The organism is Ideonella sp., from assembly GCF_044358605.1.
Lineage (GTDB): Bacteria > Pseudomonadota > Gammaproteobacteria > Burkholderiales > Burkholderiaceae_C > Ideonella.
The window spans coordinates 72118-87046 of the sequence record NZ_JBIKNQ010000001.1 but is presented as its reverse complement, the minus strand read 5'-3'; the positions used below and the strand labels follow the sequence as shown (position 1 = coordinate 87046).

Sequence of the window (14929 nt, the reverse complement as noted above, 5' to 3'; positions counted from 1 at the left end):
CGCACGGTGCGCGGCTTCATGGAGGATGCCCCATTCGGCCTGCAGGAACGCGAAGTTGCTCGTTGTTTGTTTCCCCTGATGCATGCATCTGCAGGCCCGTGCCGTGGTCGGCCCACGCTATTCGTATCGTTCGTAGTCGTGTGCTTCGTTCCCCAGCAGCCGCAGCAGGCGAGGGTGGACGAAGAGCTTTTCCTTGCCCAGTACTTTTTCTTCCAGCACACCCAGTTCGGCCAACGCATGCAGGTAGCGTGATGCCGCCTGACGCTGGGCAATGCCACGGTCTACCAAATTGGCGATGCGGCAATAAGGTTGCTCGAAAATCACATCGACCAATTCCCGGCTGTACAGCTTGGGCAGGCGCTGGCGCACATGCAGGGCCGTGTGATCCGCCAGTTGCTTGATGGCCAGAATCTTGGCGGTGGTCCACTGCGCGGTTTCTTCCACACCCTGCAGCATGAACACCACCCACGGCTCCCATGCGGCGGTCTGGGTCACCTCGCGCAGCAGCCGGTAGTAGTCCGCCTTGCGGCGCAGGATGGCGCGACTCAAGTACAGGATGGGTAGGTCCAGTAGGCCCTCCTGCACGAGGAACAACAGATTCAGTACTCGGCCGGTACGGCCATTGCCGTCCACAAAGGGGTGGATGGCTTCGAACTGGTAGTGCGCCGCTGCCATGCGCACCAGCGGGTCGATGTCGCGGGCGTTGTGCAGGAAGGCTTCCCAGTTGGCCAGCAGTTCACGCAGCCGAGCCTCACCTTGTGGCGGGGTGTAGACCACCTCGCCCGTGCGGTCGTTGACCAGTTGCGTGCCGGGTGTGCGCCGCACATCCAAGGCCACCGCCTTGATTCGCCGGCACACCTCCACCGCCGTGGCCGTGGACAAGGGGCGCTGGGTCAGCGAGGCCGCACCCCAGTACAGGGCACCCCGGTAACGCAGCGCTTCCTTGGTGGCCGGGTCGGCCTGTTGATCGGCAGCATCTGCGTACTGGAACAGCCGGTCGGCCGTGGTGACGATGTTCTCGATCTCCGAACTGTCCCGCGCTTCCAGCATGGGCAGGGTGTTCACCAGCATGGCCGGGTTGGGCATCAGGGCGGCCGCCTGATTCATCGCCGCCAAGGCCGCCCGTGCCGGGATACAGGCCTTCAACACCGCGCGCGTTTCCAGCTCCAGCATGGGTGGCAGGGGCGGCAAGGCGTTGTAGGGTTGTTCGGGCACCCATGTCATGGTGGCATTTTCTGGTTTTAACGACAGGTGTTCATCTTATGTCGTCGCCAGCGACATGTCACGCCAACGCGTAGTCATTCTTCAATTTTTGCGACACGTTCTATTCTCATGGCTCCATCAACGACGCGAGCTGGGTCTCCAGCGCCGTTGTCGGGTAAAGCGAGTAGCCCATCAGCATGATGGACAGCGCGGGCAAATCGCGAGTCTCCATGCCACGGAGCTTGCCGACGGGCTTGCCTGCATGTCGGATGCCCGGATAGTCCGACAAGAAGCTATACAGCTGTCGGCATGGTCGCGAGTAGATGCGATGCGAATCGGGGATTCACCCCTTCGACTGCCCTCAAGACCTTGGCACCACCTGATTCGGCACCAAGCTCAGCAAGGCACATATTCAATGGGTCAACGCGATGGGAACACCATAGCAAGCTCAGCCTCCAGCCAGGGGCCAAAGTCGTCGAGAAACTGGGTCAGCATCTTCTTGTCGTGGATGGGCTCAATCGCCCACTGCAGTGCCTGCCGCATCTGCAGCGCATGCTCAGGATAGTGGCGAGCAAAGGCGGCATAGCAGGGGTAGAGGTCGCGGGTATAGGTTCTCTCTCGCGCCATGGTCAACTCAAAGCCAGTGCGGACCACGCGCTTCATGATCCATTGGCACCAGTCTTGGCCGTCTCGGGCATCACCTGCCTCAGGGCAGTGCGCCCGGAACTCTTGCAGGTCGCTTGCCAGGGTCAGCGCATGGCCCGCCAAGGCAGGGCCTGGTTTGAAGCCGGGCAAAGTGGAGGCCAAGTCTTGGCCCCACACGCAAACGGATTGGGTCTTGATCAGAAAAGGCCAAACCCATGCCGCTGTGTCTTCGCGCACTGTGCGGAGAGACACCATCGCCAACTCGACGCCGGTTTGAAACGGAAAGTCTTGTGCCAAGCGGGCGTGCAAAGACTCGGCCCAAGACCTGTCTGCGTCCTCGGGTTCACCGTGCAGCACAGTAAACGTGTCGATGTCTGACACATCCAGCATGGCCGTCCCCTTGGCCACCGACCCGCGCACATAGACGCTGTGCAAGCGCGCGCCGAAATGGGCGCGATAGGCCTCCACGACGGCCGTGACTGCGTCTGACCACGGCGGCGCAATCAGGTCGCGGCGGCAAGGGTTGATGAGAAAGCCCTCTGCATCTACAGAGAGCACATCACCGATGGGAAGTATGGGGTTCAAGGTGGTAGTGCCACTGCCTGGCGCAGCGGTGCGGAGAGCGCTCATGGGCGCATTCTGCCCGCCCCCTCAACCCGCAAAGAACCCACTCAGCCTCTCTTGGCGAGAGGTGAGGTGGGGGCTCAGGGCGGTGGGGTTCACTCAGTCTGGGATGCGCAGGGTGTTGCCTTCACGCAGGATCAGGTCGCCCGCTGCGGGGCTGACGGCCAGCGTGGGCACGTTGGCGGCCGTGAGCGGGGTTGCGCTGCTGGCGCGCGGCGTGGTGCGCACCACCTGGCTGGGCGGCAGTGGCGTGCCCTCGGTCAGGCGGGCCCACACGGCGTCCATGGCGCGGTTGAAGTACACATGCAGCGGCACATAGCGGGTGTCATAGCCCAGCAGGGGGCCAAAGGAGATGAAGCTGTCGAAGTGCTGGGCATTCGTCACCTCCACGTAGCTGGCTTGGCTAGGCTTGCCGTCTTTGAGCAAATGGCGGCCGTAGTAGGCCCGTGCGGTGTGGTTGACGGGCAGCAGTGCATCATTGCGGCCCGCCACGATCATCACCGGGCGGCCCCTCAACTTGGCCGTTTGGCGCACCTCCGACAAGCCCGCCCGCACCCGGTCGCTCTGGGTCTTGAGCAGGCCCGTCAAAGGCTGGCGGGTGACCGGGTCGCGGCCCGTCACCAGGCTGCGCAGGCACAGCGCACCGTCCAGGGCAAAGTCCGCCGTGCCGCTGGAAGGCGAAGTGGCCAGGAAGTCCAGCTTGGCACCGCCCACGGACGAATTCCAGACCACGTTGATACCGCTGGTCGGCGGCACGCCGTTACCGCTGGCAAACAAGCCCGCCTGCACCGCAGCAAACTGCGGCACCACAGCGCCGGTGGCGTCGGTGTTGGCAAAGCTGTAGCCGCAGACGCTGTCGGTCACGCTGAATCGGCCCCAGGCATTGGTGTAGGTCACCGCGATGGCATTGGTGGCGAAGCGGAAGTGCGAGGCCAGTAAGAAGTCGCTCTCCACCTGCCCGCCAAAGGCCCGCATGTAGGAGAGCGCAGCATTGGCTTTGTCGGTCAGCGTTTCACCTTGGATCAAGCCCTTGGCAGCCAGGGCATTGCAGCGGGCCTCGGCACTGGCTGTGTAGGCGGCGGGCCAGAACAACGGGCTGACGCCAATGCCCGCTTGCGGCGAGAGCACCGCACAGGCTTGATAGACATTGGCATGGGTGAAGTAGTCCAGCAGGGCGCGGCTATGGCGGGCCACGACCTGCTCGCCTTGCTGGATCACCAGTTCGGGCGTGCCATGCGGCTGAGCATTGGGCTCGCTGACGGCGACGCCGTCGATCAGCCGCTCGGTGTCTTGCTCCAACGCCGAGAGTGCAGCGCCACCACCGTTGGACACGCTGGACGCGATCACCACCGTGTTGTTGGTGCGGTAGAAGGGCTTGCTTGCACTCTTGGGCAAGGCCACCGGCGTGTGATAAGTGTTGAGCACATGCAGAGCAAAGCGCACGGCGTCTAGCGTGTTGCGGCCCCAGGCTCTATCGGGCATTTGCTGCGAGTGCGCATGCTTGTAGGCCACACGGTTGGGCGTGGCCGCATTGAAGGCGGCCAGGTCCTCTGCGCTGACCGCCGCTTTGAACTGCGCCTCGGTGCCAGCGGTGGCGGCGCTCAGCAAGGTACCGTCGCGGGCGGTGACGGCACCGGTCATCAGGTCATGAAAGCCGTTACCGCTGCCTTTGTCGGTGTAGGCCACGGCGCAGCCGCGCTTCAAGCCCCATTCGCCAGAAGTGGCGATGGCGCCATAGATACCGCGCGAGCCCGAGGAGGTGCCGGTGATGATGCAGGGCTTGGCCGGGTTGAAGCTGGTGGGCACCTGCACCATCAGCGTGACGTTTTGGGCGCCGCTGCCGTCATCGGCCCAGACGATGTACTCGGTGCCTGCGATCTTGCCTTCGCCCAAGGTGTCCGCACCCTGGGTGTCGATGTTGGGACCGTAGAGCACGCCCATGCCACCCAGAGCGGTAATGTCCACCAGGGCGCGATAGTTGGTGTAGATGGCGTTGCGGCGCAGCTCAGCCGCGGTGGGAGCCAGCGGGTTGGCATAGGCCGGGGCCGCGCCCATCAGGCCGGTTTTTCCCAAGCCGGCGGTGAGCAGGTCGTTGCTGATGCCATCGTAGTTGGCCATGGCAATCGGCCCACGCCACGGCGTGCTTGGCGTGCTGGCCGCTAAGGCTGGCACGGTTTGGGCGAATAGCGCCGCCAAGCAGGCGAAGCGCAGCAAAGGCTGCTGAAGCGTGTGTGGAAGGCGGCGATGCGATGAGCTAGACATGGTTCCTCCTTAAAGCCAACGTTGGCTGATAGGGGACCATGTTGCTACGTTTTCGTGGCCTCAGGCCCAGGGGAATGCCCGAAATGCCTGAACAAACAGAGGCTCAAGCTTCAGCAGCTGTGTCGACGGGGTCTTTGAACAAGGCGAGGTCGCGCACGTTTTTCTGCACGGCCACAGCGCCGAACAAGCTCAGCAAAAACGACATGGCGTAAAAGCCCTTCTCGCTGCTGTTGAGCGTGGCGTTCCAGAGACCCACCGTCAGCAGGCTCAGTGCCATGATCAACGCCACCCAGCACAGGCTGAAGTACATGCTGGTGACGGGGATGCCTTCAAGCCGATCACGCACCGACTTTTGCAGCGACACCGCCGCAAACAGCCCGAACATCAGCAAGGTGAAGTAATAGCCCTTCTCATTGAGCTGCATGGCATTGGCGTTCCAGAGGCCCATCAGATAGACCACTGCGCCTATAAGCAAGGCGGCCCAGGAGGCGCCGACAAATGCCGAGGTCGGCCGTGAGAGTGTGGGTTTCATGCGTGCTCCTCAAATCGTGCTGTTTGCAGTGACCAGCCAGCGCGCAAGCGCACATGACCACTGGCTCCCATCTCAGGAGCAGGCGCAATTGTGTCAGGCTCAGCAGACCGCCCCTTGGGCAGCAACACTGCTTGAGGCTGTATCGATGAGCGAGCTGCAGTGACAAAAATCCAAGCCAAGGTGGCAATCACCGTCAGCCAAAACAGGATCAGCAACCCTGTCGTTAAATTCACCATGGTCTGCCTCCCCGGCTCATTTTTGTGGTGATGGGCGGATGCTATGCCGACTCCACAATTTGTAGCAATTCCCGCTTAGGGGGGTGGCAACCCTGAAGTTTTGTGTTTAGGACTTGCTCAGTACCTTTGTCGCCGCCTGCGCGCGCGCCGGAGCATGCGGCGCTAACACCCCGGGAAAACCCGTCTGTAATTCTGTAATTACAGAATTATTCTTCGCTCATGTCTCTGACTTCACCCCTGCGCGGCACTTCTCTGCATGACTCCGTGGCCGACCGGCTGCGCGCCATGGTCTTCGAGCGCCATCTGGAGCCTGGCGCTTGGATCGACGAGCTGGCCCTGGCCAGCGCCTGGCAGATCAGCCGTACGCCCCTGCGCGAAGCGCTCAAGGTCTTGGCCGCAGAGGGTTTGGTCGAGTTGGTGCCCCGGCGCGGCTGCCGAGTGATGGAGCTGACTGACGCTGATGCCGAGCAGCTGTTCCCCGTGATGGCCATGCTGGAAGGCCGCTGCGCCCACGAGGCCACTGCACGCGCCACTGCGGCGGACCTGGCTGAGCTGAAGCGCCTGCATCAAGTGCTGGAGCAACACGCCGCCGCCAACGACCGCGAAGGCTACTACGCCGCCAACCACGTCTTCCACAGCCAGGTGCAAGCTCTGGCGGCCAACCGATGGCTGGACCGGGTGTGTGGCGATCTGCGCAAATTCCTGCGCTTGTGGCGCGGTCGCCAATTGGCCTTGCCCGGCCGCATGGAGGCCTCGATCAATGAACACCGCGTGCTGCTGGACGCCATCGTGCAGGGCGACGCCCCGCGCGCCGAGCGCGCCATGCACGACCACCTGATGGCCCAATGGGCGGCCCTGAAAGCCCTGCAACGCTTGGAAGCAAAGGGCGCGTCTCATGCTGCCTGAACTCACCCGTATGGCGCGGCGCCTGTCGCCGCAACACCCCAGCGCCCGGGGCCGAGACCGAGCGCTAACGGCCCTCTTGCGTGAGTGCCACCGCCTGCTTTCCGAGCAGGGCGTGGCCAACGGTGTGGCCTTGGCGCAAGGCTTGTTGCAGCGCTTGAGCAGCTTGGCGGACGAGCAGGCTCCGGCCTTTTTCCAAGCGCTGGCTGAGGACTTCAACCCCAACCCTGCAGAAGTGCTGACGCGAGCCCAAGCCTACGCGGACAGCGCCACAGCGTCGAACTTGATGGCCCTGTCTGAGGCGGCCGAGCCGCCGCGCCAAGAGCTGCTGCGACGCCTGAACAAAGCGCCGGGCGGCACGGCCGCCATCGTGCGCCTGCGCCAACGCCTGCTCAAGCTGCTGCCCAAGCACCCAGAGTTGCAAGCGGTAGAAGCCGACTTACTGCACCTGCTGTCGAGCTGGTTCAACCCCGGCTTTTTGCAACTGGTGCGGGTGGACTGGAACACCCCGGCGCAGCTTTTGGAGCAAGTGATCCGCCACGAAGCCGTGCACGAGATCGACGGCTGGGACGACCTGCGCCGCCGCCTGCAACCCGACCGCCGCTGCTTTGCCTTCTTCCACCCGCAGTTGCCGGACGAGCCGCTCATCTTTGTAGAAGTAGCCCTGCTGCCAGAAATGCCTGGCGCCATAGCACCGCTGATTGAAAAGGCCTGCCCTACGCTGGCGCCCTCGCAGTTCAAGGTGGCCACCTTCTACTCCATCAGCAACTGCCAGCCGGGCTTGCGCGGGGTGTCGCTGGGCAATTTCTTGATCAAGCGCGTAGCGCAGGAGTTGCAACGCGAGTTGCCTCAGCTCAAGACCTTTTGCACGCTGTCGCCCATTCCTGGCTTCATGGGCTGGCTGCAACAAGGCCGCTTGGACGAGAGCGTGGCGCCACTGGGCAAATCTTTGGCCCAGCGGCTGCGCCAAGCCCATCATCGGGTGCAAGAGGCCTGTGACGGCCAGCTCTCGCGACTGACCCAGTCCGACACAGGGCCAACCATGCCGGCCGATCTGCAAGACGCGCTGCACCGCCTGTGTGCTCACTATCTGGTGCACATCAGCCCCCAAGCTCACGGCGACCCGGTGGCGCGCTTTCATCTGGACAACGGCGCCCGGCTCGAACGCATCAACCCCCAGGGAAACCTATCAGCCCGCGGCCGCGCACAAGCGGCCGGGATGATGGTCAACTATTTGTACGATCTCGCGCACATCGAAGCGCGCCATCAAGCCTTCACCCAAGGTGAGGTGGCTCATGCCCGTGCGGTGAGCCGCTTGCTGTAACAACGACCACACCGGAGACACCATGACCAAGACCCTTGCCTTCACCCGCCGTGCCTTGCTTGCGGCCGCTGGCCTGAGCATGGCCGCACTGGCCCAAGCGCAAGCCTGGCCCAACAAGCCCGTTACGTTTGTCGTACCCTTCCCCGCCGGTGGTGGCACCGACGCCTTTGCGCGCCCGCTGACCGCCGTGCTGAGTAAGCAGATGGGCAAGCAGGTGATCATCGACAACAAAGGCGGCGCAGGCGGCACGCTGGGCGCTTCTTTGGCGGCCAAAGCAGCTCCTGACGGCTACACCTTTTTCATGGGCGCCGTGCACCATGCGATTGCGCCCTCCATGTACCCCAAGCTGGACTACAACATCGAGTCCGACTTCATCCCGGTGGGCCTGATCTCCAGCGTGCCCCAGGTGATTGTGGTCAACCCGCAGCGCGTGCCGGCCACCGACCTGAAAGGCTTTTTGGACTACGTGCGCAAGAACCCGGGCAAGCTGAACTACGGCTCGGCGGGCAATGGCACTTCGCACCACTTGGCGGGCGAGCTGTTCAAGCTGCAGACCCAGACCTTCATCACCCACATCCCCTATCGGGGTGCAGGCCCGGCGCTGCAAGACCTGATCGGCGGCCAGGTCGATGTGATGTTCGACGGCCTGGGCTCTTCGGCTACCCACATCAAGAACGGCCGGATCAAGGCCATTGCCGTGGGCAGCGAGAAACGCGCCCCCGGCTTCCCCGATGTGCCCACTGCGGCCGAAGGTGGCGTGCCCACCTACCAAGTGGCCACCTGGTATGGCCTGTGGGCGCCCAAAGGCACGCCCAAGGAGGTGATCGCCCAAATGCAGGCCGAGCTGAAAAAGGCCTTGAACTCGGACGAGTTGAAGACCACCTGGACGGGCTTAGGCACCAGCACGCCCAACCTGTGGGGCGATGACTTCGGCAAGTTTGTGGGCAGCGAAATCAAGCGCTGGGCCACCGTGGTCAAGGCGTCGGGCGCCAAGCTGGACTGAGCAACGGAGAAGGCATGGCTGGTTCGGTCACCCTGAGTGCGGTGGATGCGCAAGGCATTCGTCGCCTCACCCTCTCCAACCCAGGCAAGCTCAATGCGCTGGATGTGCAGATGTGGCGCCAGTTGCGCGACGCCGCCCAATCGCTGCAGCAAGACGCCCTCACCCGGGTGGTCATCGTCTGCGGCGAAGGCGGTACGTTTGTGGCGGGCGGCGACATCGAAGAGTTCCCGCAGTTCCGGTTCGACCCGGCCACGCTGGCGCACTTTCATGAGGACATCGTCGCCCCCGCCTTGTGGGCCTTGGCCGACTGCGATGTGCCACTGATCGCCCAGATCGACGGTGCCTGTGTGGGCGGCGGCTTAGAGATTGCGGCTTGCTGCGACTTGCGCCTGTGCGGCACCAGCAGCCGCTTTGGCGTGCCGATTGCCAAGCTGGGCTTTCCCATGGCGCCGGCCGAGATCGAGATCGTGGCCCGCGTGGTGGGTGCCACCGTGCTGCGCGAGTTGCTGCTCGAAGCCCGCGTGCTGAGTGCCGCCGAAGCGCAGAGCAAAGGGCTGGTCACCCGCGTGGTGGCCGACGACGCCGTGGCCGCCGAGGCCCTGCGCAGCGCCCAGTCTATGGCCGCGCTCTCGCCCCAAGCCATGCGGCTGAACAAGCGCGCCTTGCGCCGCTTTGCCCACGGCGAGCCCAGCACCCGTGCCGACCGCGAGCCCCACTTTGCCTATGCCCCCAGTGCCGAGCACCGCGAGGGCTTGGCCGCTTTCAACGAGAAGCGCCCGGCGCGCTTCTAACCGCTTATTTGAGTAGGCTGAACTGACATGAACGCCAATCTGTTTTGCGCCCTGCGCGCCGCTTTCCCCAAAGACCTGAACACCACCGCGATTGAAACCGGCGATGGCCCAGGCGCCCCGCTTTACTACACCTGGGGCGACCTGGAACGCGCCACGGCACGCATGGCCAATCTGCTGGACTCGCTGGGCCTGCCCGCTGGCAGCCGCATTGCCGTGCAAACAGAAAAGAGCGTCGAAGCCTTGATGCTGTATCTGGCCGTGCTGCGCGCCGGCCATGTGTTCTTGCCGCTCAATACTGCCTACCAGGCCGCTGAGATCGAGTACTTCATCGGCAATGCCGAACCCGCCGTGGTGGTGTGCTCGCCGCACAACTTCACCTGGATCAGCCGCCTGGCCTTCAAGGCCGGCACGCAGCATGTCTACACCCTGGATGAGCAGCGCGGCGGCACCTTGCTGGACCGCGCCAGCTTCCACGCTGACACTCACACCCCGGCCGTGAAGCAAGCGGACGACCTGGCGGCCATCCTCTACACCAGCGGCACCACCGGGCGCAGCAAGGGCGCGATGCTCAGCCACCGCAACCTCTTGTCCAACGCCCAGGTGCTCAAAGACTACTGGGGCTGGCGCGGTGACGATGTGCTGATCCATGCCCTGCCTATCTTCCATGTGCATGGCCTGTTTGTGGCGTCGCACGGGGCCTTGCTGGCCGGGGCCAAGATGATTTGGTTTGCCAAGTACGACCCCAAGGCCGTGCTGGCCCGCCTGCCGGAAGCCAGCGTGTTCATGGGCGTGCCCACCCTCTACGTGCGCTTGTTGGGCGAGAAGGGCTTGAACAAGACCTCCTGCGCCAAGATGCGGCTCTTCATCAGCGGCTCGGCGCCCTTGTTGATCGAGACCTTCCAAGCCTGGCAGCAGCGCACCGGCCACACCATTTTGGAGCGTTACGGCATGAGCGAAACCGTGATGCTCACCTCCAACCCCTACCGCGAGCAAGACGGCCCGCGCAAAGGCGGCACGGTCGGCTTCCCCCTGCCCGGTGTGGGCCTGCGGGTGCAAGACGAAGCGGGCCAAGCGCTGCCCGCCGGTGAGATTGGCGGCATCCAGGTCCAAGGCCCAAATGTCTTTGGCGGCTACTGGCGCATGCCTGAGAAGACCAAAGAAGAGTTCACGGCCGATGGTTGGTTCAAGACCGGCGATGTGGGCCGGGTAGATGCGCAGGGCTATGTGACCATCGTCGGCCGCAGCAAAGACCTGATCATCACCGGCGGCTACAACGTCTACCCGGCGGAAGTGGAAGGCTTTATCAACGACATGGCCGGTGTGGCGGAGAGCGCAGTCATCGGCGTGCCCCACCCCGACTTCGGCGAAGCCGTGGTGGCCGTGCTGATTGCCAAGCCCGGTGCGGCCCTGGACAGCGCCGCCATCGTGGCCGCCCTGAAATCTCAGATCGCCAACTTCAAAGTGCCGAAAAAGGTGTTTGTACTGGACGAGTTGCCCCGCAACACCATGGGCAAGGTACAAAAGAACCTGCTGCGGGAGCAGTACAAGGCACTTTTCACGGCCTGAGCTCCGCGAGATTAGGGGGCCACGGTCCCTAGGGATATAGCCATAGGCGTGGCGGCCAACATAATCCGCCGGCGCCTACCCTTGACGGTAGGCCACCCAAAGCCGCCCCGCCCACAAGACGGGGCCTCGGTCCCGACCTGCTGGAGACGCCCATGAAAAAAACTGTTTTGCTCAGCGCCTTGCTGAGCGCCTTCTTCGCCCTGAGCCCCACAATGGCCTTGGCCCACGGTGACACCGATCACCTGATGTCGCAAGAAATGGCGGCAGACAATATCTTCCGCGTGCACTTCCCGGATGAAGCCACCGGCCGCAAAGCCGCGATCACCTTCCACAACCAGATGCTGGAGTCGCATTGGAAGGCCGGCTACCTGGTGATGCAGTTGGATGCAGAAGACATCGCCAAGCTCAAGACCTTCAATTTCCGCATCGAGCGCGACGCCGCCTTTATCGCCAAGCGCAATGACTTCTTGAGTCGCCTGCGTGCCGCAGGCTCCCCCAGCCTGCTGGGCAGCGCCGCTGCGCAACGCATGGCGTCCGGCGATGTGAGCATCCAGTCCATCCCAGGCTATGCCTGCTATGAGACCGTGGAGGAAACCTTTGCTGCCGCTCAGGGCTTTACCACCACCTACCCCACCCTGGCCGAATGGAAGGATGTTGGCGATAGTTGGCAGAAGACACAGGGCCAGGGTGGCTACGACATCAAGGTGCTGAAGCTCACCAACAAGAACACCACCGGCCCCAATGGCGCCGCCAAGCCGATCTTGTTTGTGAACTCGGCCATCCACGCTCGCGAATACACCACGGCGGCACTGACCCTGGCCTTTGCCCGGCAACTGGTGGAGGGCTACGGCACCAATGCCGACGCCACCTGGGTGCTTGACCACCATGAAGTGCACCTGATGCTGCACACCAACCCGGACGGCCGCAAAAAGGCCGAAACCGGCCTGTCCTGGCGCAAGAACACCAACCAAAACTATTGTGGCGCCACCAGCAACAGCCGCGGTGCCGACCTGAACCGCAACTTCACCTTCAGCTGGAACAGCACCGGTGGCTCGGGCTCCAGCGGCAATGGTTGTGACGTAACCTACCGTGGCCCCTCTGCAGGCTCCGAGCCTGAAACCCAGGCCATTGAAGGCTATGTGCGCAGCCTGTGGCCCGACCGCCGTGGCCCTGCCAAAACCGACGCCGCCCCGGCCGACACCAGCGGCATCCATCTGGACATCCACAGCTACAGCGAGTTGGTGCTGTGGCCCTGGGGTGACACCCGGACAGTAGCCCCGAACGGCATGGCGTTGCAGACCTTGGGCCGTAAGTTCGCCTTCTTCAACGGCTATATGCCGCAGCAGTCGATTGGTCTGTACGCCACCGACGGCACCTCGGACAGCGTGTCCTACGGTGAGTTGGGTGTAGCGGCCTTCACGTTCGAGTTGGGGACTTCGTTCTTCCAAAGCTGCACCAGCTATGAGAGCACGGTCAAGCCCAAGAACCTGCCCGCCCTGATGTATGCCGCCAAAGTGGTGCGTACGCCCTATCTGACGCCCGCCGGCCCGGACATCACCGTGCTGAAGCTGAGCAACAAGGCGGCCACCACAGGCGTCATCGCAGGCACCTCCGTGACCGTGACGGCCACCGCTGTGGATACGCGCTACAGCACGCGCAAGGGAACAGAGCCGACGCAGCCCATTGCCGCGGCCGAGGTCTACATTGACACACCGCCCTGGATGCCTGGTGCCACTCCCGTGGCCCTGAGTGCCAAGGACGGCAGCTTCAATGCCAGCACCGAGGTCACCACCGGCTCGATCAGCACCACGGGCTTGGCCAAGGGCAAGCACATGGTCTTTGTGCGCGGCAGGGATGCCGCTGGCAACTGGGGTCCAATCACGGCCTCTTTCCTCGTCATCCGGTAAACGCGCTGACTTGAACGCTGAAAGGCGTTCTGACCCACAATGGGGCCGAACGATGCGAATCGTTCGGCCCTTTTTTTGAGCTGGAGTCTGAATGCCCTGGTGTGCGCGAGCGCTGTGCTGCATGACCAGCCTGGTCTGGGCTCAGGCAGCTTGGAGCCTGAGCGCCGAGAATCTGGCCGACGTGCTGAGGCAATGCCCGGCCAAGCCTGACCACGCTTGTCATGCGCTGGTCGAAGGCCAGGTCTTGGCGCGCGCGCCGCAAGGCCAGGTGAGTCGTCAAGGGCCACGCCTGACCCTGCTTCAGCGGCGCGGCAAAGCCCTGGTGCTGGACGATGCGCTGAGTGACCCTGCCCATGCGCTGCGGCACGTGTACCTGGGCGAGTTGGGCATCACCGACCTGAAATTGGTGCGCACCGTCGGCCCCGCCGCTCCCCAGGCGCTGCTGCTGGTGGCCGAAAGTGGCCAGCCCCCGATGGCTGCGGACGATGTACCTTGGCCGGCCCCGGGGGGCCGCTTGGTGGTGGTGGTCGCCCCCAACAGCGTGACGCTCTGGCTGCGCACCGCTTTGCGATGGACCCAGGCGTTTCGCTATGAGCCGCCCGCCGGTGTGCGCCTGAGTTTCAAAGGCTGGCGGGGCGATGGCGGTGCGGTACGGGTGGCTTGGCAGTGGCAGCGCGGTGGCTCACCCTGCACGCCCATCGGCGCAGCCTCAGGCCAAGTGCAATTGCGTGACGGGCCTTACGGCTGGGAAATCACCCCCGAGTTGCCTTTGCGCTGCCCATGATGGGCGGGCGGCTCACTCTTCCTCTTCGTCGTCGCTATTGACTTGCGCTTGCGGCTGGCCGGGTACTTGGCCAGGCTGCAGGGGCAGGCCCGGCCGAGGGACACCTTGAGCACCCGGTTGGCCAGGAAAACCGCCTTGCATACCCATGGGCCGACCCATCGGCATGTTGGCGCCGCCCGCTCCGGCTGCGGCCATCTGCTCAGGTTCAGGCAGGCTCAACTCCATGGAAGACGGCCCGCCCTTGGGGCCTAAGCGCACCAGGCGCTTTTCCACAGCCAACAGAGTCAGGTCATCCACCACCACGGAGCCGGTCTTGAAGGCTTTGGCCGGTTGGCCGTCAATGGCAATCAGCGCCACACCTTGAGAGGACATAGCCGCGCCACGAGGCGCCACCACCCCCAGCAGGGCAAAGCGTTCGCTGCCCGCAGGCGCGGGTTCAGCGTCGCCATCATCATCCGCTGCCGACGCCCCCAGCAGGCGAGCCAAATCGCCCACCTGCAGCACTGGGCGGGTGGGGAGCTGAACTTGATCGGGCAACGAAGGCGCCTGAGCAAAGAGCTTCACCCCCCAGAACAAGGCGCTCGCTGACACCAGAGCCCAAACAGCGAAGCTTAATAATCTAGAAGCCATGCGGCGATTATGATGGAAGCCACCTGCGGCACACTGCAAGAACTCACCTCTTTACCCCCCCAAAACATCATGCGAGACCTCCGCCCCACCCGATTGGCCCATGCCGTGCAGCGCGGCTTTACCTTGATTGAGTTGATGGTGGTGCTGGTCATCATTGGCGTGCTGGCCGCCTTGATCGTGCCGAATGTGCTGGACCGCGCCGACGATGCCCGCGTGACCGCCGCCAAGACCGATGTGGGCAACCTGATGCAGGCGCTCAAGCTTTATAAGCTGGACAACCAACGCTACCCCACCGCAGAGCAAGGCCTAGAGGCCCTGAAAGCCAAGCCCACGGCCGGCCCCATTCCGGGCAACTGGAAGCCCTATGTGGAAAAGCTGCCCACCGACCCGTGGGGCCGTGCCTATCAATTCGCCAACCCCGGCGTGAATGCCGAGATCGACGTGTTCAGCTATGGCGCCGACGGCCAACCCGGTGGCGAAGGCAAAGACGCCGATATTGGCTCTTGGCAGTAAGCCGGT

13 protein-coding genes are annotated in these 14929 nt (G+C 63.7%); 8 read left to right on the top strand and 5 right to left on the bottom strand.

The window, feature by feature from the left end:
- Positions 1-117: 117 nt before the first annotated feature.
- From fic to yiaA, 4 genes are all read right to left on the bottom strand, one after another.
- On the bottom strand, positions 118-1224 hold the full coding sequence (fic, locus tag ACIQ3Q_RS00420; protein WP_396266971.1) for a protein adenylyltransferase Fic: 1107 nt from the start codon (positions 1222-1224) through the stop codon (positions 118-120).
- A 399-nt stretch (positions 1225-1623) separates the two neighbouring features.
- Positions 1624-2478 (bottom strand): hypothetical protein, encoded by an 855-nt coding sequence (locus ACIQ3Q_RS00415; RefSeq protein ID WP_396266970.1) that lies wholly within the window; start codon positions 2476-2478, stop codon positions 1624-1626.
- Between the two features lie 93 nt (positions 2479-2571).
- The gene (locus tag ACIQ3Q_RS00410; RefSeq protein ID WP_396266969.1) at positions 2572-4734 is read right to left on the bottom strand and encodes a 3-hydroxybutyrate oligomer hydrolase family protein; all 2163 of its coding nucleotides are present in this window, start codon (positions 4732-4734) and stop codon (positions 2572-2574) included.
- A 103-nt stretch (positions 4735-4837) separates the two neighbouring features.
- The gene (gene yiaA, locus ACIQ3Q_RS00405) at positions 4838-5266 is read right to left on the bottom strand and encodes an inner membrane protein YiaA (RefSeq protein WP_396266968.1); all 429 of its coding nucleotides are present in this window, start codon (positions 5264-5266) and stop codon (positions 4838-4840) included.
- Between the two features lie 455 nt (positions 5267-5721).
- On the opposite strand from yiaA, the gene ACIQ3Q_RS00400 reads away from it, so the two are divergent.
- The 7 genes from ACIQ3Q_RS00400 (at position 5722) to ACIQ3Q_RS00370 (ending at position 13780) form a co-directional block, all read left to right on the top strand.
- A complete protein-coding gene (locus tag ACIQ3Q_RS00400; protein WP_396266967.1) occupies positions 5722-6408 on the top strand; it encodes a GntR family transcriptional regulator in 687 nt (228 codons plus the stop codon).
- The gene (locus tag ACIQ3Q_RS00395; protein ID WP_396266966.1) at positions 6398-7729 is read left to right on the top strand and encodes a malonyl-CoA decarboxylase; all 1332 of its coding nucleotides are present in this window, start codon (positions 6398-6400) and stop codon (positions 7727-7729) included. The genes ACIQ3Q_RS00400 and ACIQ3Q_RS00395 overlap by 11 nt, the downstream gene beginning before the upstream one ends.
- A gap of 22 nt (positions 7730-7751) precedes the next feature.
- Positions 7752-8732 (top strand): Bug family tripartite tricarboxylate transporter substrate binding protein, encoded by a 981-nt coding sequence (locus tag ACIQ3Q_RS00390; protein WP_396266965.1) that lies wholly within the window; start codon positions 7752-7754, stop codon positions 8730-8732.
- A gap of 14 nt (positions 8733-8746) precedes the next feature.
- Positions 8747-9523, top strand: a complete 777-nt coding sequence (locus ACIQ3Q_RS00385) for an enoyl-CoA hydratase/isomerase family protein (protein WP_396266964.1) — start codon at positions 8747-8749, stop codon at positions 9521-9523.
- Positions 9524-9550: 27 nt separating this feature from the next.
- Entirely contained in the window at positions 9551-11089 is a 1539-nt protein-coding gene (locus ACIQ3Q_RS00380; protein WP_396266962.1) for a malonyl-CoA synthase, read from the top strand.
- Positions 11090-11241: 152 nt separating this feature from the next.
- Positions 11242-12996 (top strand): M14 family metallopeptidase, encoded by a 1755-nt coding sequence (locus ACIQ3Q_RS00375; RefSeq protein ID WP_396266959.1) that lies wholly within the window; start codon positions 11242-11244, stop codon positions 12994-12996.
- A 91-nt stretch (positions 12997-13087) separates the two neighbouring features.
- The gene (locus ACIQ3Q_RS00370) at positions 13088-13780 is read left to right on the top strand and encodes a hypothetical protein (RefSeq protein ID WP_396266958.1); all 693 of its coding nucleotides are present in this window, start codon (positions 13088-13090) and stop codon (positions 13778-13780) included.
- Between the two features lie 12 nt (positions 13781-13792).
- Here ACIQ3Q_RS00370 and ACIQ3Q_RS00365 read toward each other — a convergent pair whose 3' ends face one another.
- Positions 13793-14317, bottom strand: coding sequence for a hypothetical protein (locus ACIQ3Q_RS00365; RefSeq protein WP_396266957.1), 525 nt, complete (start codon positions 14315-14317; stop codon positions 13793-13795).
- A 162-nt stretch (positions 14318-14479) separates the two neighbouring features.
- Between ACIQ3Q_RS00365 and gspG the strand changes: the two genes are divergently transcribed.
- Positions 14480-14923: a type II secretion system major pseudopilin GspG gene (gene gspG, locus ACIQ3Q_RS00360; protein ID WP_396266956.1), complete on the top strand. Its 444-nt coding sequence runs from the start codon at positions 14480-14482 to the stop codon at positions 14921-14923.
- Positions 14924-14929 lie beyond the last annotated feature (6 nt).